The sequence below is a fragment of the Paenibacillus sp. FSL R7-0210 genome, from assembly GCF_038009085.1.
Lineage (GTDB): Bacteria > Bacillota > Bacilli > Paenibacillales > Paenibacillaceae > Paenibacillus_AQ > Paenibacillus_AQ silagei.
In genome coordinates this window covers 7050790-7067272 of the sequence record NZ_JBBPAR010000001.1, presented here as the reverse complement: position 1 = coordinate 7067272, position 16483 = coordinate 7050790, and the positions used below count along the sequence as shown (strand labels likewise).

Annotated in this window: 18 protein-coding genes and 1 riboswitch; all 18 genes read right to left on the bottom strand. The window is 52.9% G+C overall.

Annotated features, from left to right (window positions below; genetic code table 11):
- Window positions 1-48: 48 nt before the first annotated feature.
- The 18 genes from atpA to MKY64_RS29980 all read right to left on the bottom strand — a co-directional run bounded on the left by atpA (window position 49) and on the right by MKY64_RS29980 (window position 16319).
- Window positions 49-1560 carry a F0F1 ATP synthase subunit alpha gene (gene atpA / locus MKY64_RS30065; RefSeq protein ID WP_036721723.1) on the bottom strand — a complete coding sequence of 504 codons (1512 nt, stop codon included), beginning with the start codon at window positions 1558-1560 and terminating at the stop codon, window positions 49-51.
- Window positions 1561-1571: 11 nt separating this feature from the next.
- A complete protein-coding gene (locus MKY64_RS30060) occupies window positions 1572-2123 on the bottom strand; it encodes a F0F1 ATP synthase subunit delta (RefSeq protein WP_036721725.1) in 552 nt (183 codons plus the stop codon).
- Window positions 2120-2608: a F0F1 ATP synthase subunit B gene (gene atpF, locus MKY64_RS30055; protein ID WP_036721727.1), complete on the bottom strand. Its 489-nt coding sequence runs from the start codon at window positions 2606-2608 to the stop codon at window positions 2120-2122. The genes MKY64_RS30060 and atpF overlap by 4 nt, the downstream gene beginning before the upstream one ends.
- A gap of 97 nt (window positions 2609-2705) precedes the next feature.
- On the bottom strand, window positions 2706-2918 hold the full coding sequence (gene atpE, locus MKY64_RS30050; protein WP_036699216.1) for a F0F1 ATP synthase subunit C: 213 nt from the start codon (window positions 2916-2918) through the stop codon (window positions 2706-2708).
- 104 nt (window positions 2919-3022) lie between these two features.
- Window positions 3023-3790 carry a F0F1 ATP synthase subunit A gene (atpB, locus tag MKY64_RS30045; protein ID WP_036699217.1) on the bottom strand — a complete coding sequence of 256 codons (768 nt, stop codon included), beginning with the start codon at window positions 3788-3790 and terminating at the stop codon, window positions 3023-3025.
- Between the two features lie 29 nt (window positions 3791-3819).
- Window positions 3820-4197: an ATP synthase subunit I gene (locus MKY64_RS30040; protein WP_036699219.1), complete on the bottom strand. Its 378-nt coding sequence runs from the start codon at window positions 4195-4197 to the stop codon at window positions 3820-3822.
- Window positions 4190-4423, bottom strand: coding sequence for an ATPase F0F1 (locus tag MKY64_RS30035; protein WP_076084545.1), 234 nt, complete (start codon window positions 4421-4423; stop codon window positions 4190-4192). Before MKY64_RS30035 ends, MKY64_RS30040 begins: the two co-directional genes overlap by 8 nt.
- A gap of 164 nt (window positions 4424-4587) precedes the next feature.
- Window positions 4588-5763, bottom strand: coding sequence for a non-hydrolyzing UDP-N-acetylglucosamine 2-epimerase (wecB, locus tag MKY64_RS30030; RefSeq protein ID WP_036721732.1), 1176 nt, complete (start codon window positions 5761-5763; stop codon window positions 4588-4590).
- A gap of 74 nt (window positions 5764-5837) precedes the next feature.
- The gene (gene upp, locus MKY64_RS30025; RefSeq protein WP_036721735.1) at window positions 5838-6467 is read right to left on the bottom strand and encodes a uracil phosphoribosyltransferase; all 630 of its coding nucleotides are present in this window, start codon (window positions 6465-6467) and stop codon (window positions 5838-5840) included.
- A 421-nt stretch (window positions 6468-6888) separates the two neighbouring features.
- Window positions 6889-8136 carry a serine hydroxymethyltransferase gene (gene glyA, locus MKY64_RS30020; RefSeq protein WP_340957545.1) on the bottom strand — a complete coding sequence of 416 codons (1248 nt, stop codon included), beginning with the start codon at window positions 8134-8136 and terminating at the stop codon, window positions 6889-6891.
- A 58-nt stretch (window positions 8137-8194) separates the two neighbouring features.
- A complete protein-coding gene (locus MKY64_RS30015; protein WP_245367932.1) occupies window positions 8195-8800 on the bottom strand; it encodes a TIGR01440 family protein in 606 nt (201 codons plus the stop codon).
- A gap of 137 nt (window positions 8801-8937) precedes the next feature.
- Window positions 8938-9021: riboswitch (ZMP/ZTP riboswitch) on the bottom strand.
- 49 nt (window positions 9022-9070) lie between these two features.
- Window positions 9071-9658 (bottom strand): low molecular weight protein arginine phosphatase, encoded by a 588-nt coding sequence (locus tag MKY64_RS30010; protein ID WP_036721738.1) that lies wholly within the window; start codon window positions 9656-9658, stop codon window positions 9071-9073.
- Window positions 9659-9733: 75 nt separating this feature from the next.
- Window positions 9734-10330, bottom strand: coding sequence for a manganese efflux pump MntP (locus MKY64_RS30005; RefSeq protein ID WP_235191729.1), 597 nt, complete (start codon window positions 10328-10330; stop codon window positions 9734-9736).
- Window positions 10331-10468: 138 nt separating this feature from the next.
- Window positions 10469-10618 carry a hypothetical protein gene (locus tag MKY64_RS30000; RefSeq protein WP_339251888.1) on the bottom strand — a complete coding sequence of 50 codons (150 nt, stop codon included), beginning with the start codon at window positions 10616-10618 and terminating at the stop codon, window positions 10469-10471.
- 78 nt (window positions 10619-10696) lie between these two features.
- Window positions 10697-11821: an L-threonylcarbamoyladenylate synthase gene (locus MKY64_RS29995; RefSeq protein ID WP_340957542.1), complete on the bottom strand. Its 1125-nt coding sequence runs from the start codon at window positions 11819-11821 to the stop codon at window positions 10697-10699.
- 924 nt (window positions 11822-12745) lie between these two features.
- Window positions 12746-13504 (bottom strand): stage II sporulation protein R, encoded by a 759-nt coding sequence (gene spoIIR, locus MKY64_RS29990; RefSeq protein ID WP_445671737.1) that lies wholly within the window; start codon window positions 13502-13504, stop codon window positions 12746-12748.
- Between the two features lie 139 nt (window positions 13505-13643).
- Window positions 13644-14840 carry an FtsW/RodA/SpoVE family cell cycle protein gene (locus MKY64_RS29985; protein WP_036721745.1) on the bottom strand — a complete coding sequence of 399 codons (1197 nt, stop codon included), beginning with the start codon at window positions 14838-14840 and terminating at the stop codon, window positions 13644-13646.
- Window positions 14841-15125: 285 nt separating this feature from the next.
- Entirely contained in the window at window positions 15126-16319 is a 1194-nt protein-coding gene (locus MKY64_RS29980; RefSeq protein ID WP_036721747.1) for an FtsW/RodA/SpoVE family cell cycle protein, read from the bottom strand.
- Window positions 16320-16483: the final 164 nt, after the last annotated feature.

Genomic DNA, 16483 nt, shown 5'->3' with positions numbered 1-16483 from the left:
TGGCGTACCAAAGCTAACTTCGTAAGCATAAACGGTAAACTCTATATATTAGCTTGTAGCAAAGCCTCTTTTGAATTTCTCGATGGCATCCTTGAGCGCTGCTTCGTTGTCTGCTGTCAGATCCTTGGTATCCGCGATGGATTTCAGGATTTCAGTTGCACTGCTGTCGATAAAGGCCAGGAATTCCTTCTCGAAACGCTTAACGTCCTTGACAGGAATATCATCCAGATGTCCTTTGACAGCGGTGTACAGACTAAGCACTTGATGTTCAACGCTAAGCGGCTGGTTCACACCCTGCTTCAGAATCTCCATCATACGCGCGCCGCGGTTCAGACGGGCTTGCGTTGATTTGTCCAGATCGGAGCCGAACTGGGAGAAGGCTTGAAGCTCACGGTATTGAGCCAGATCCAGACGCAGGGAACCGGCGACCTTCTTCATAGCTTTGATCTGTGCGGAGCCCCCTACACGGGATACGGAGATACCTACGTTGATCGCCGGACGCTGACCGGAGTTGAACAAGTCGGATTCAAGGAAGATTTGGCCGTCTGTGATCGAAATTACGTTCGTTGGAATGTAAGCCGATACGTCAGAAGCCTGTGTTTCGATGAATGGCAGTGCGGTTAATGAACCACCACCAAGCGCATCGCTAAGCTTGGCCGCACGTTCCAGCAGACGGGAGTGCAGATAGAATACGTCACCAGGGAAGGCTTCACGGCCCGGTGGACGGCGGAGCAGCAGGGACAATTCGCGGTAAGCCGAAGCTTGCTTCGAAAGGTCATCATAGATTACAAGCACATGCTCGCCCTTGTACATGAAGTATTCGCCCATAGCGCAGCCTGCGTACGGAGCAATATAGAGCAGCGGAGAAGGCTCGGAAGCCGACGCGGTTACAACGATAGTGTAATCCAGCGCGCCATGACGGCGGAGGGTTTCTACTACCTGTGCTACAGTAGATTGTTTTTGTCCGATAGCAACATAGATACACTTCATCCCGTTGCCCTTCTGGTTGATAATCGCATCAATTGCAATCGCAGTCTTACCTGTCTGACGGTCACCAATGATCAGCTCGCGTTGTCCGCGGCCGATTGGCACCATGGCATCGATTGCTTTTAGACCCGTCTGCATCGGTTCGTGTACCGACTTGCGGTCGATAACCCCCGGTGCGTTATGTTCAACCGGACGGAATTCTGTAGTAGCGATCGGTCCCTTGCCGTCAAGCGGCTGGCCCAGTGCATTCACTACGCGGCCCAGCATGGCTTCGCCAACCGGAACCTGCATGATCTGACCGGTACGTTTAACCTGATCGCCTTCGCGGATCTCTTTGTATTCACCCAGAATAACAACACCGACGTTGCTTTCTTCCAGGTTAAGCGCCATGCCTACTACCCCGTTGGAGAACTCCAGCAGTTCCCCTGCCATTGCGTTTTCCAGACCGTAGACACGGGCGATACCGTCGCCGACTTGAATGACGGTGCCAATTTCGGCCACTTCGATATCGGCTTTATATTGCTCAATTTGACTTTTGATCAAAGTGCTGATCTCTTCAGGTCTGATGCCCAATATCCTCACCCCTATCTTCTTTGCTTATCATTAAAGGATTTCTCAAGACGCGTAAGCTTACCGGCCAGACTTCCGTCATACAGCGTATCGCCGATGACGACCTTCAGTCCGCCGAGCAGGCTTGTATCGACAACATTGGTTACACGAATCTTACGGCCAGTAAGCTGGCTGAATTCAGCCGCAACACTGTCCTGTTCTGCCTGGTTCAGGGAATAAGCGGAATAGACAGTAGCGTAGCCAATGCCAAGGGCATCCCCTTCAATCTTGATATACTTAGCCAGCAGCTCTGCGAAAATATCGGTTCTGCCCCGCTTTACCAATAACTCAACAGTGTTCATTACGGCTTCCGAGACTTTACCTTGAAGTGTTCCGCGAAGCACATTCAGCTTGTCGGATTGCGAGATGCGGGGTGCCAGGATAAACCGTTTCACCTCTGCATCGTTATCAAGCACTTCAACGACTAACTTCAGCTGTTCCTCCACTTGAAGCGTAATGCCTTCATCCACCGCTACACTGTACAAGGCTTTGGCATAGCGCCCGGCAACTACCGTGTCGCGGCTCATGATCGGCCTCCTACCTCTTTGAGGTATTGATCAACAAGCTGTTCCTGTTCGCCGTCAGCTGCAACTTCCTTCTCAAGCAGCTTCGAGGCAATGCGGACCGAGGCTGTACCCAGCTCGCTGCGCAGCGCTTCTACCGCCTTGTTCTTCTCGTTCTCAATGTCACGTACCGCTTCGTCTTTCAGACGGCTTGCTTCCACGTGAGCCTGCTCAAGAATCTTGTCAACCTGGTTGTTGCTGGTAGCCTGGGACTGCTGAATGATAGCCTGTGCCTCTTGGCGTGCCTGCTGCAGGGCTTGCTTCTGCTCTTCCACATAAGCGACCGCCTGCTCTCTGGTCTTGGCTGCTTCATCCATTTGCTGCAGCACCATTTCGCGGCGCTTCTCCATAATTCCGAACAGCTTGCTGAAGGCAAATTTGCTGAGCAGGAAGTATAGAATTACGAAAGCAGCAATAGAAAATACTATATTTGTCCAAATGATATCCACTGAGGTCACTCCCTTCCGTTACCGCGGCTTGCGGACATATACAAAAGTAAGGCGCGGATGGCACTTGCCCTCCCCGCCAAACCGTAAAAACGGTTTATTAAGTAAACATGATCAGGAACGCGATAACTGTAGCGGCCAAAGGAATAACTTCCACGATACCTACACCGATAAACATTGTTGTCTGCAGTGCGTTACGTGCTTCCGGCTGACGGGCGATAGATTCCACCGTCTTGCTGACGATCATACCGTTACCCAGACCTGCGCCGAGTGCGCCCAAACCAACCGCGATTGCTGCTGCTAAAAATTCCATTTGTAAATATCCTCCTTTAATTTCGGTTCTTTTTGTAATGTCTTAATAATATAAAATCTCCCGCGAAGGTTTCCGGCACCTGCCGCTATCCTCACGGCAGCTTATTAATGCGCTTCTTCCTCGTGGATCGTCATCTGTGCGATGTAGACCATCGTCAGAATCGTAAAGATAAAGGCCTGAAGCGCCCCGACAAAGATACTGAAGCCCTGCCAGATGGCCAGGAACGGAATACTGAACAGTCCCAGCTTCAGAATGACGGTAATCAGAACCTCGCCGGCAAAAATGTTAGCGAATAGACGAATGGCAAGCGCCACTGGCTTCGCCAGGTTCTCAATGATGTTCAGCGGCAAGAAAATTGGAAACGGCTCAATATAATGTTTGAAATAATGCTTGCCGTTCAGCTTGATACCTAAATAGTTCATGAGTACAAACACAACGATCGCAAGTCCTGCGGTTACGTTGATGTCTGCAGTCGGCGATTTGTACCACAGAATCTCAGCATGCGCGCCATCGGCCAGGTTCTTAGTTGCTTCGATAACATGTCCGAAGACTGTAACCGGACCATCGGCCTCTGTAATAACGGAAAACGGCAGACCAAGGAGATTGGAGACGAAGATAAACAGTATCAGCGTCAATCCCAGTGATATGTAAGGCTTTCCCTTCTTCAGATCCATGGCGCTGCTGATCAGTCCCTGTACAAATTCAACCACCCATTCCATGAAATTCTGGAGCTTGGACGGATTCTCAACCGACAGGTTGCGGACGGAGAGCATGACCAGTACGAACACTATCACCGAGCTGATTACCAGCATCAGCACAGCAGACAGGTCAATCGGTATTCCGCCAACATAGATTAAAGGCATTTCGTGCATAGTATCATCCCCCTTTCTCTTTAATATGGCTACAGCTTATTCTTGATTCCTAGATATATCCCCACGGGAATAGCCAGAAGCTGGGGGATGAACAGGCCGATAATCGTTGCCTCCAGCGAGAAATGTTCGTATTTGACTGAGAACATGGTCACCAGAATTCCAAAACTGATTCTTGTAGCAAAACCAAGGCTGAAGGAGCTTTTCCCTTGCTTCGCCACCGCTGCTGTCACTCTTCTGACCTTAAGGGCTAGATAACGGAAATTAACCAGTCCTGCCAGCAAGCCGAGTGTCATTCCCAGAGTAACTGCACGGGTCTCATGATGGAGAGCCCACCCCATTACCAATCCTGCCATAATGATTACTGTCACCCTGGTGACGATATTGATTACGGGAGTCATATTATCCATTTTGCTCCCCCAAAAAATTTTTGATTAGCAAAGCAACATTCACAACTCCGAGAATCAACCCGGTAATTGTTCCGATAGCCAGCCAAAAGGCAGGTCCGTCCATCAGATTGCGCAGCCACTTTGCCACAAAAAAGCCTATTACAATGTAAGCGGTGAGCAAGCTGCCCGCACCCCCGAGTACTAGAGCCGTACGCCCCAGTCCAGGCTCATTCTTTGGTTCCTTCATAGGCTACAATCCCAACTAATTTTACTGAATATCCAGACTCTTTGTCAATTCACAGAAAATTGCCCAAAATCGCATGAAAATATGAAAATAATCACAGCAAAATACACCAAAACCATATAAACCGTACAGTTTAACTGTATGCTGCTTTTATTAACCTTAGTATATTAGTTGTCTTGCCCTGTTTTATCATTTGTGAACATTGTGTGAAATTCTTCTGGACGTTCTTCAGCGGCTCCGAAATGGTGCAAAATCGCATTGACAATTCTCTCGGAGGCTTTGCCGTCTCCATACGGGTTGGCGGCCCGGCTCATCGACTGATACAGGTTCTGATCGGTCAAAAGAGCATGTGTCCGTTGATACACCTTCTCCTCGTCCGTTCCCACAAGCTCCAGTGTTCCGGCCTCGATCCCTTCCGGGCGCTCGGTTGTATCACGCAGCACAAGCACAGGAACTCCAAAGGAGGGAGCTTCCTCCTGCAGGCCGCCGGAATCGGTCAATATCAGGTGGGTATGCGGATAAAAGTTATGCAGGTCAACGACATCCAGCGGATCAATCAGCTTGATTCTAGGGTGTCCGCCGAGGATCTCATGCGCCGGTTCCTTGACTGCCGGACTCGGGTGAACGGGATACACAATGGCTACATCTTCAAATTCATCAGCGATTCTTTTGACTGCACGGAAAATATGACGGTGCGGTTCGCCTTGGGATTCTCTGCGGTGCGCCGTCATCAAAATAAGTCTTTTTCCTGAAGCAAAATCAAGGACCGGATGCCGGTAGTCCGGCTGTACGGTATATTGAAACACATCGGTTACGGTATTGCCTGTGATATAAATACTTGATTCTTTTTTGTTCTCGTGTCTCAGGTTGCCCGCTGACCAATGGGTCGGAGCAAAATGCAGATCAGCAAGCACTCCTGTCAGCTGACGGTTCATTTCTTCCGGATAAGGCGAAAGCTTGTTCCATGTCCGAAGACCTGCTTCCACATGCCCAACCTGAATCTGCTGCAGGAAAGACGCATAGCTGGCCAGGAAGGTGGTCAGGGTATCGCCATGTACAAGCACGAGGTCCGGCTTTACTTCGCGGAGCACCGGCTCCAGGCCTTCGAGCACCCGGATCGTGATCTCATTAAGCGTCTGGCGGTCCTTCATTACGTCCAGATCATAATCCGGGGTAATTTTGAACACCTCAAGCACCTGATCCAGCAGCTCCCGGTGCTGCGCAGTTACACAAACAATCGATTCAATCTGCTCAGGATGCCTGTTCAGCTCCAGAACCAGAGGCGCCATCTTGATTGCCTCGGGGCGCACTCCGAAAATCGTCATTACTTTAATTTTGGACATAAGCCCTTCCCTCTCTTCTGAAAACCGCGGTCTATTGGGTTCGTACTATTATTATCTGTTATTATCTGTGCTTTTTACTTGGTTCCGTACAGTCTGTCCCCGGCATCTCCGAGGCCAGGAACGATATATCCGTGATCATTCAAATGATCGTCAAGCGCTGCAACATAGATATCCACATCCGGATGAGCAGCTTGTACAGCCGCAACACCTTCCGGGGCAGCAATCAGGTTCATCATCTTGATCTGAGTGCAGCCGCGGTTCTTAAGCGAGGTAATCGCCGCAATGGCAGAGCCGCCTGTAGCCAGCATAGGATCGATTACGATCAGCTCACGTTCCTGGACATCCGTAGGAAGCTTAATGTAGTACTCCACCGGCTGCAGGGTGTCCGGATCACGGAACAGGCCTACATGACCTACCTTCGCCGCAGGAAGCAGCTTAAGAACACCTTCCAGCATGCCAAGACCGGCGCGCAGAATCGGAATCAGCCCGAGCATTCTTCCCGAAATCACCTTGCTCTGCGTTTCCTGCACTGGCGTCTGCACCGTAATGGTCTCCAGCGGGATATCACGTGTAATCTCATAAGCCATAAGTGTTGCTACTTCATCGACATGCTCCCTGAAGTCTTTTGTGTTGGTCCGCACATCGCGAATGAATGTCAATTTGTGCTGAATCAATGGATGATCGCAAATCACCAATTTTCCCATGTTGTCCCTCCGGTAATTGTAAGTCTTATTTATAGCCAAAGTAAGCACTCGGCTTCTCAGGTGGCTAAATCCTATCTATTATATCATCACCAAGACTGCTTTTCACCTACAGATAGACAGATCCGCGAGTCCTCCTGCTTCCTGCAGACTCCCAGCCCATGGAAGCTTAAGTCAATATATCCACCTCTTTGGATATAAAACAAAGCTTAGTTTGTACGATTGAGCGCTTTTAATACTATTCACAGTTCTTTCACTACTTTTAATGAAAGTTCCATGAACTTTCATGTAACTTTCAGTATAATTCAAACGTTTTCCCGGCAGCCATTTGTGAACATTATGTAACAGCAACGCAGCAAATAAAAAGCCTTTGCGTACTTCCGGCGGAACCGGGTACGCAAAGGCGATTATTAGAGGACTCTGATTAGTACTGCAATCCAGGGTAAATCGGATATTGTTCAGTCAGCTTGGCTACCTCACGGGCCGCCTGAGTCAAGTTAGCTTCATCCTGCGGATTCTTCAGGACAGCAGCAATAATCCGGCCGATTGTAACCATAGCCTGCTCATCCATACCGCGTGAAGTAACAGCCGGTGTGCCGATGCGGATACCGCTGGTTACGAATGGGCTAGTCGGGTCAAACGGAATCGCGTTCTTGTTGACTGTAATTCCGATGGAATCCAGCACCTTCTCAGCGACCTTGCCGGTAATGTTCAGGTTGCGGGTATCCAGCAGGATCAGATGGTTATCGGTTCCGCCGGATACAATATTAATACCTTCGCCAACAAGGGTCTCTGCCAGTACCTTGGCATTCTTAACTACGTTCTCGGCATAAGTCTTGAATGAAGGCTGAAGCGCCTCACCGAACGATACGGCTTTGGACGCAATTACATGCATCAAAGGTCCGCCCTGGGAACCAGGGAAGACTGCTTTATCAATCGCGGCAGCCCATGGCTGTCTGCACAGAATCATCCCGCCGCGCGGACCGCGCAGGGTTTTGTGCGTAGTTGTAGTGACGAAGTGGGCATGAGGAACCGGATTCGGGTGAAGACCGGCAGCCACCAGACCGGCAATATGGGCCATATCGACCATGAACAGAGCGCCCACATCATTTGCAATCGAACCGAGTGCGGCAAAATCAATCGTACGCGGATACGCGCTCGCACCGGCAACGATCATTTTGGGACGGTGCTTAAAGGCGGCTTTGCGCACTTCATCATAATCGATCAGGAAGGAATCCTCTTGTACGCCATAAGCCACGAAGTTATACAGAATTCCGGAGGCATTCACCGGGCTGCCGTGGGTCAAATGGCCGCCATGCGCCAGATTCATACCCAGTACTGTATCGCCAGGGCTAAGGGCAGCAAGATATACAGCCATGTTAGCCTGTGCGCCGGAATGCGGCTGCACGTTGGCATGCTCTGCACCGAACAGCTCCTTGGCACGGTCACGGGCCAGATTCTCTACGATATCCACATCTTCACAGCCGCCGTAGTAACGCTTGCCGGGATAACCTTCGGCGTATTTGTTCGTAAGCACGGAGCCCATGGCCTCCATGACGGCTTCACTTACAATATTCTCTGAGGCAATAAGTTCAATGTTCGCACGCTGGCGGCTCAGTTCGAGGCCCATCGCTTCCAATACTGCCGGGTCACTTTTACGCAATTGTTCCATGTTTCTAATTTCCTCCCTGTAACTCTGATTTATGTGGTATTAGTTAAAACCTCTCACTTCAGTCACAATTCACGGAACCGCTAGTCTCAGGCGTGCGGTACACGGCCCGTTCCCCGCCGATCAGCGGCGGTCTGCTCCATGCGGCATTTACCCGGGCAGCCCCGATATACCGCAGGCTAGGCCGGTAAGGTACGGCAATCCGGCGCAGATGCATGCCAATCAGGGTCTCCCCGATATCTATACCGGCATGAGCTTCAATCGTCTCTGCCAGTACCGGATCTGTCATGGACTGGTAGGCCGCAGCAGCCATGGAGCCTCCGGCTCCCGGAATGGGCACAGCCGACACCTCTCTAAGGCGAAGGGATTCCAGCAGAGCGCGTTCCATCACCAGCGAACGGTTCAAATGCTCGCAGCATTGATAGACCGGGTGAAAACCAAATTCATCCGCAATCTGCGTAATCCCCTCCAGCAGCTGTCGCGCAACCTCCAGCGCACCGCCTGTCCCAATCCGCTTCCCCGCCACTTCGCTTGTGCTGGCTCCGACGACCAGGATCTTCCCCGGACCGAGCTGGCCCGCTACTGCAAGTTCACGCGTTACCGCAGCAGTGGCTGCGGCCAAAGAAAGCTCCCCGCTGCCCGTTAGCTGCTGCTCTGCAGCCGCCATACCGGATAAGCGGTCATCCCCTGACTTCTGCTTCAGGACTTCCTCCATCTTACCGCCCCCTTCAACCGTTTCTGATTTCCATGGAGATGCAACTTTTAAACAAAAAAGAGCAGTCCGCAGGTTGAACTGCGGATGTGCTCTTTTGCCCAGGCGACCGGCCGTTTATTCCAGGTGCTCCATCGTGGTTTCATCCACACTTGTCGCCAGTTACACCGGAACCGGATCATATTTATTACATCTTAAGGGATAGTCAGCAAAAAATCAACCACTTCAAAGCCGTCTCAGCGATTCAAGCTTATCGAGCAGACTGTACAGCGCCGTACGGATCTCAGCAGCCGCCAGCTCGTAATCTTCACGCGAGCCGCCGAACGGATCACTGATATCGAAGCTGGGGATACGCTGGCGGATCTCAATCATACGCTGCATAGCCGCAGCATCCGGCTCGGTGCCCAGGGCCAGATTCAGCTCCGCATCTGCATACAAGCTGTCCAGCTCCCGGATATCGGCGTTCACGGATTCCTGCGTCTGGACATACTCCTTAAGGGTATGGGTCTTGGTAACAGCGTCAGGAAAATATTGCAGCAAGTGCCGCTTATGCGCTCCAGTCAGGGTGAGGATCAGATCGGCCCAAGCCACTGCCTCCCCGTTCAGCTGTGAGGATACGATGCGGTCCTGAATCCCTTCATCCTGCAGAATGCCCGCAGCATGTCTGGATATGGAAGTACCCGGGACAGCAGAAACTCCGGCAGACCGCACCTCCACATGAATGCCCCGCTCCTTCGCAAGCTTCCGCAGAAGCCCTTCGGCCATGGGACTACGGCAGGTATTACCTGTGCAGACAAATAAAATATGCAGCAACCTTTCCACCTCCGGTAAACATTATAATTTCGGTATTAAGCAAGCTTAAAAATTATGGGTATTGCCGTTATTGTATCAAAAGATGAACATCAAGCCAAACGCCAGGAGAATGGCTCCGCCCAGCGCTTCCCCGTACTCTCCGAGGCCCCGGCTCACCCGCCTGCCCAGCAGTAGCCCTGTAATGGACATAACACCGCCGCAGGCACCGAAGGCCAGCACGGTTAGAATAATACTATTCACAAACATCCCAAGCGAAACCCCGACCGAGAACGAATCCACACTTACACTGAGCGAGATCAGCAGCATGCCCCACACTGTCCGGTGATCCATTTGCCGGCTGCTGCCGCCGTCGTCCTGACGGAAGGAGTTGAACACCATATGTCCGCCCAGCAGAACAAGCAGGCCTCCGGCAGCATAGGTGGTGACCTGTCCCAGCAAATGCCCGACATAGCTGCCCGTGAACAAGCCCAGCAGCGGCATCAGCACATGAAAAAAAGCAATCAGCAGGCTAAGCTGCAGCACATGCAGGAGACGGATGCCCCTCATCCCGATGCCCACGCCAAGCGAGAACGCATCCATCCCCAGCGCAACTGCCATAATGGCCACTGTTACTATCTGGCCCCAGCCCCCATGTATTCCGCCCCAGCCCCCATACATTCCGTCCCAGCCCATGAATAACCCTCCACCCTGAGTCCGTAAGTTCTTGTACAACAACGATATGCGGACAAGATGGTATTCATGACTGTGGGGTGGATGGCAGGGCGGGGGCGAAGGGACCCAGCTTGCGTAATATCAGGTGTATCCGAACATTCATTTTCCAAATTTATCGAAGTATTCCTTTGCCTTTTTGAGGATGGCCAACTCTTCCTCCATCTCGGCCAGCTGCCGATTGCGTTCCTTCAGTTTCCGTTCAAGCTCTCTGAGTTTGTCCTGATCGGCTTCCTGATCCTTTCCACTCATAGCAGCACCTCCACGTTAATCTTATAAGTTCCAGTCTTAGAAGGAGGACATGGTCCATACCATCCTAACAGCAACTGACTACCCGGCGTCGATCACTGATTCTCCAGCGGCTTTCATCAGCCGGTTCATGATGGCTGCGCCGAGGCCCGTGACCGGGCAGGCCTCGGCCAGAATGTACGTGGCCCCTGCTTCATCAAAGCGCCGCAAGGCGGCATACAGGAAGCGGGCGGCCTCCTCCGGCGAGGACAGCGAGCCGAGAGACACCGTGCAGGCGGCCGGGTCGGCGGGATACAGGGCCCTATGCTCCTCGAAGAGGAGCAGGCCCGTGATCTCGCCCGCCCGCTGCGCCGCCTGCAGCAGCCCCGCGGCGGTCTCCGCCACGCGCTGCGCGGAGGAGCCGCGTACGATGCCAAGCGCGCCGCGCGGGGCATAGTGCGTGTACTTCATGCCCGGCGCGCGCGGCGCCGGGCTGTTGACTGCGGCCGCCTGCGCAGCAGCGCCGGCTTCGCCGCCGCCGGGCACGGCTGCCGGCGGCACAGGCACGGACCCGCCGCCGGATGCACCGGCAGGCGTGTCCGCCCCGGCGGCCGGCTCCGCTGCGGCCGCTTCAGTGCCGGTCACCGCCGCGAGCTGCTCGGCGGTGATGCCCCCGGGACGGAGCACGGCTACCGTCCCGTCCGGCTGCACCTGCACCACGGTCGACTCCAGGCCGACCCCGGCCGCGCCGCCGTCCAGAACCCCGCCGATGTATCCGGCGAGGTCTTCCAGCACATGGGCGGCCAGCGTCGGACTCGGCCGCCCGGAGCGGTTGGCGCTAGGCGCAGCAACCGGACAATCCGCCGCGCGCAGCAGCGCAAGCGCCACCGGATGATCCGGCATGCGCACGCCAACCGTATCCAGGCCCGCCGTCACCAGCGGCGAGAGGACGCCGGGACGCACCGGCAGCACCAGCGTCAGCGGGCCGGGCCAGAACGCATCGATCAGCGCCTCGGCCACCGGATGCACTTCCGTCACCAGACGTTCGAGATCCTCCCGCCGGGCAATATGAACGATCAGCGGGTTATCGGAGGGACGGCCTTTGGCTGCGAATACCGCTTCTACCGCTGCGGTGTTCCGCGCATCTGCGCCCAGCCCGTACACCGTCTCCGTCGGAAAGGCCACCGTCTCCCCGCTCCGCAGCAGCGTTGCCGCTTCCGAGATCATGCCCAGGTCACTCCCGCTCACCGGCAACCCGGCAGAACTCTCCGTTCCGCCATCCGTTCCCTCCTTCCCGGAAGCAAGGCCCCAGTACAGAGTGGACTCTATATGACCGCTGCGGCGCTGGGCCGCGAATGGTGAATGCTGATCTTCTGTCATCTATCATCACTAGCTTTCTAAATTGAATTATTACGCAAGTGAAAACGGCTTTTGCCGTCCTTTTTAAGGACGGTACCGTTTCAGCGAGAAAGATAAGGATAATTATAGCGCGAAGCATATAGATTCTTATCTTTGAACAAAATCATCCGACCGGATGAATGGGATTACCTGCGCGTCAGCACAATGTATGCTGTTTTTCACATACATTCCGTCCATGCGCTGTGCGTCAGCACAATGTATGCTGTTTTCCACATACATTCGGCCCATGCGCCTGCGCGTCAGCACAATGTATGCTGTTTTCCACATACATTTGGCCCATGCGCCTGCTTGGTAGCCAATGTATGCTGTTTTTGGCATACATTTGGGTCATACTCCTTCGCACCAGCACAATGAATGCTGTTTTCCACATACATTTGGCCCATGCGCCTGCATGTCAGCACAATGTATGCTGTTTTCCACATACATTTGGCCCATGCGCCTGCGCGTCAGCACAATGTATGCTGTTTTCCACATACATTTGGCCCATGCGCCTGCATGTCAGCATAATGTATGCTGTTTTCCACATACATTTGGCCCATATGCCTGTACCAGCCGATTGTGCTCGGTTTTAGACACCTTGTCCACAACAGGAGGAAACTATAGTTTCCTCTACACTCAAAAACGGCCCCCTCAGGTGGAGCCGCCTCTGCTCAAGTTCTGCAATCATCGTACCATATCCGGCGCAAAAACTGTAGAATCCAATCTGCGTCTACACTATCCTTCTCAGGATATTCAGGCGAACAGCCCGCAGATCCAGCTCCAGATATTCTTCAGCAGCTCCCACACGAAGAACTTCACCTTCGGTGTCTCAGCAGCATCATCTGAACTTCCTGCCTTGTTAGCAGAATCCGAGAGACTGGATACTGCCCCTTGCGCTGTTCCATCCGCCGCCTTCACCTTCGCACCGTCTCCCGAAGCCTTGGCTGAGACCTTAGCCGCACCCTTGGCCCCCGCCTTCGCAGCAGCCGGTTCCGCAGCCGCAGCATCCCCGGTTCCCGCATCGATGAAGCAGAGCGGCGGAAACAGCACACACCACCAGTTCTGCCCTTTGCCTGCTCCAAGCGTGACCCGGACGGCCTCGTATTCTCCGGCTGGGTAGACCCGTCCGCCATACATTTTGGTCGGAAAAGGAACCGTGCCCAGCTCCACCTGATAGCCGTACTCAATCCCGCGCTGCGCCAGTTCTCTGCCCACCAGCTCATTCAGCTCCGGCAGATGATTACGGATCAGGGCACGGGCCTGCTCCAGACTCTGCGGATCTTCCAGCCCGGCCACCCACTGATTAATCTGCTCCACGATCCGGTCACGAATCTGGCGCTTGACCAGCTGATCCCCGGTGCCGTCCGAATTCGCCAGAATACGCAGGCGGATCGACTCCTGCGGGATGGATACCTCTGCTACGGCAGCATCGCTTTTTTGCCCTTCCCAGGCCATCATCAGAATCATAAAAAAACAAATTAAAATGGCAGTATACTTAAAGGTAATCCGCAGGGAATCCCCTCGCTCCAGCTTATAATCCTCCATCTTCCGCAGCCCCTCTCCCTCTGAACCTCTTATGTTCCCAGTATGTCCAGGAATGAGAGACTGCAAACCTATTAATCTATGATTTATAAAGTAGAGACGCCAACACCTAGTTTTTGGACAAAAGAGATTTGCCCTTCGCCTCCGGCTGCGGCAGCGGAAGATCATCCTCCACATCCTGCCCGTAGAGCCTTACGCTCATCGCAATCCCCATACAGGCCATATTAATCAGCAGCGAGGTTCCGCCGTAGCTGATGAACGGCAGGGTAATGCCGGTCAGCGGCATCAGTCCGGTCATCGCACCGATATTCTCCAGAATCTGATACAGCAGCATCGCCACAATCCCGACAATCAGGAGCGGCCCGCCACGGTCCCTGCATTCTAGGGCAATCAGGATTAATCTGTGGATCAGGATAAAAAAGAGCATCAGCAGCGCCGCTGCGCCCAGGAAGCCGAATTCTTCCCCAATCTGCACAAAAATCGATTCCGAATACAGATACGGCACACGGTTGCTCTGTACAGAGCTGCCCTGCAAATACCCTTCTCCTTTAAGGCCCCCGGAGCCAATCGCCGTCTGGGCATTTTTTGTCTGATAGCTCGCCGTGCTGCTCGCCAGCTCAGGCACGAGCCAAGGATCAAACCGGCTGACGAAGTGATCCCGTCCCAGCGTTTTCTCAATGAAATCCACCGTCTGTTCGTGATAGTTGATATAGCACAGGATGAAGCCCAGAATCGCTCCGCCCGCAACAACTAGACCGATCAGCGCATGCGAGAATTTGATACGCCCGATCCATAGCAAGCCAAGCAGGATTACGATATAACTGAGTGCATTGCCCAGGTCATTCTGGACGATGACCAGCGCGCATGGCATGAATGCAATCAGACCCAGCGGCACGACATCGCGCCAGAACTGGAGCCGGGTTTTATTTTTGCGGACAAGCATGGTCGTCAGAAAAATAATCAGAATCAGCTTAAACAGCTCCGCCGGCTGAATGCTTAAATCTCCAATACCGATCCAGCCCTGGGCGCCATTCTTCACCTTGCCGAAAAAGCTGACCGACAGCAGAATCCCGATCCCGGCGATGTAAATATAGAGTCCATACCGCACCAGCAGGCGGTAATCGAACAGGGTGATCAGAATAAAAGCGATAAAACCCAGCGCGTAATATTTCAACATGGTGATATGCATACCATCCAGACCGTCTCTTCCGTGAGTCACGCTATAAATGGAGAAGATACAGATCCCCATCAGCACAATCAAAATAAGCACAATGCTGCCGTCTATTCTTTTGATTCTCTGCAACATAAGGATAACCCCTCAACCTCTCCGGATTAGGAATCCGCCCGCTGTAGCCATCCCAGGCTGCAATCCACTAATTTCCATTGTAATTCAATTGGGAGCTTTTATTCAATTTTTCTATTTCTGCATAGCTGACCCACTACGCCCTTCTTCTAAGTATGTCAGCCCAGGTGGAAACGGATTTGCCGTCCATTTGCAAAAAAATACCGGAACTCTTCGTAAACGAAGAATTCCGGTATGAATGAAGCATCCCGCTTCCCTAAATGCGCGGGCTTTATTATTCTTAATAAGTTAACTTCTCTTGGCGGAAGCCGGGGAAGAATACAGCGCAGGACTCGGCAGATCCTCCTCCACCTCTTGCCCATGCAGACGCACGCTCATTACAAGCCCTATGCTCGCCATATTGATCAGCAGTGAGGTTCCCCCGAAGCTGATAAACGGCAGCGTAATCCCGGTCAGCGGCATCAGGCCCAGGAAGGCCCCGATATTCTCAAAAATCTGGTACAGCAGCATCGCCACCACCCCGACGATCAGGAACGGCCCGCCCCTGTCCTTGCACTCCAGTGCAATTAGTATCATCCGGTGAATCAGGATAAAGTATAGCAGCAGTACCAGTGCCGAGCCGACAAAGCCGTATTCCTCCGCAATCTGGACAAAAATGGAGTCCGAATAGGTGTACGGTACACGGTCGGTCTGCACCGAGCTGCCCGTCATGTAGCCTTCCCCGCTCATTCCGCCGGAGGCGATGGCCATTTTGGCGTTTTTCGTATGGTAGATCGCCTTGGCTGTCGCCTTATCCGGTACCAACCATGGGTCGAAGCGCTCGATCCAGTGCGAACGTTTGATATCTACCAGGAAATCCTTAATTTCATCGTGATAATGAATATAGCTCATAATTCCGGCAGCCGCAGAGCCGCCTATAACCAGCAGTCCGATTAGCGCATGGGTGAACTTAATATTGCCGATCCACAGGAGACCGATCAGAATAACGATGTACGAGAGCGCATTCCCCAGGTCATTCTGGCTGATTACGATGACAAACGGCATGAGACTGAATAATCCCAGCGGAACCACATCACGCCAGAACAGCAGCTTATTTTTATTTTTGCGGACAAGCACAGCTGCCAGGAACAGAATCAGAATCAGCTTGAACAGCTCCGCCGGCTGAAGACTGAAGCTGTTGCCGAACTTGATCCATCCCTGTGCGCCGTTCTGCTCTGTACCCACGAAGCTGACCAGAATCAGAATGCCAATCCCCGTGATGTACACATATAACGCATATTTTACAAGCAGGCGATAATCCACGAACGTCAGCCCGATAAAGGCAACAAAGCCCACGATATAGAATTTGATCATCTTAATATGCGACCCGTCCAGCCTCTCACGCCCGTGGGTCACACTGTATATGGAGAAAATGCTGACCACCATCAGCAGCACAAGAATCACCAGGATAACGCCGTCAATCTTCTTAATCTTCTGAAGCATATTCTGTCTCCTTACTCAGTACTGGTTCTTCCCGTTCTTGTCTCCCGGCAGCCGCCCAGGCAGAAGTTCCGTCACGTCTATTGTAAAGGAAGGGAGCACCTAAATACAATTTACCAAAGATTGGCGATTTTCCGCTTCGCCTGGAGGAGAGTGTGCTTGTGCGT

Excerpts from the sequence above, each read along its gene's own strand:
- MKY64_RS29980 (WP_036721747.1), bottom strand. The coding sequence starts at position 16,319 with ATGCTTCAGAAGATTAAGAAGATTGACGGCGTTATCCTGGTGATTCTT.
- upp (WP_036721735.1), bottom strand. The coding sequence starts at position 6,467 with ATGGGAAAATTGGTGATTTGCGATCATCCATTGATTCAGCACAAATTG.
- MKY64_RS30035 (WP_076084545.1), bottom strand. The coding sequence starts at position 4,423 with ATGAAGGAACCAAAGAATGAGCCTGGACTGGGGCGTACGGCTCTAGTA.
- atpE (WP_036699216.1), bottom strand. The coding sequence starts at position 2,918 with ATGGAATTTTTAGCAGCAGCAATCGCGGTTGGTTTGGGCGCACTCGGC.
- atpB (WP_036699217.1), bottom strand. The coding sequence starts at position 3,790 with ATGCACGAAATGCCTTTAATCTATGTTGGCGGAATACCGATTGACCTG.
- wecB (WP_036721732.1), bottom strand. The coding sequence starts at position 5,763 with ATGTCCAAAATTAAAGTAATGACGATTTTCGGAGTGCGCCCCGAGGCA.
- MKY64_RS29985 (WP_036721745.1), bottom strand. The coding sequence starts at position 14,840 with ATGTTGCAGAGAATCAAAAGAATAGACGGCAGCATTGTGCTTATTTTG.
- MKY64_RS30005 (WP_235191729.1), bottom strand. The coding sequence starts at position 10,330 with ATGGGCTGGGACGGAATGTATGGGGGCTGGGGCGGAATACATGGGGGC.
- MKY64_RS30040 (WP_036699219.1), bottom strand. The coding sequence starts at position 4,197 with ATGGATAATATGACTCCCGTAATCAATATCGTCACCAGGGTGACAGTA.
- MKY64_RS30000 (WP_339251888.1), bottom strand. The coding sequence starts at position 10,618 with ATGAGTGGAAAGGATCAGGAAGCCGATCAGGACAAACTCAGAGAGCTT.
- MKY64_RS30060 (WP_036721725.1), bottom strand. The coding sequence starts at position 2,123 with ATGAGCCGCGACACGGTAGTTGCCGGGCGCTATGCCAAAGCCTTGTAC.
- glyA (WP_340957545.1), bottom strand. The coding sequence starts at position 8,136 with ATGGAACAATTGCGTAAAAGTGACCCGGCAGTATTGGAAGCGATGGGC.
- MKY64_RS29995 (WP_340957542.1), bottom strand. The coding sequence starts at position 11,821 with ATGATCTCGGAAGCGGCAACGCTGCTGCGGAGCGGGGAGACGGTGGCC.
- MKY64_RS30015 (WP_245367932.1), bottom strand. The coding sequence starts at position 8,800 with ATGGCGGCTGCAGAGCAGCAGCTAACGGGCAGCGGGGAGCTTTCTTTG.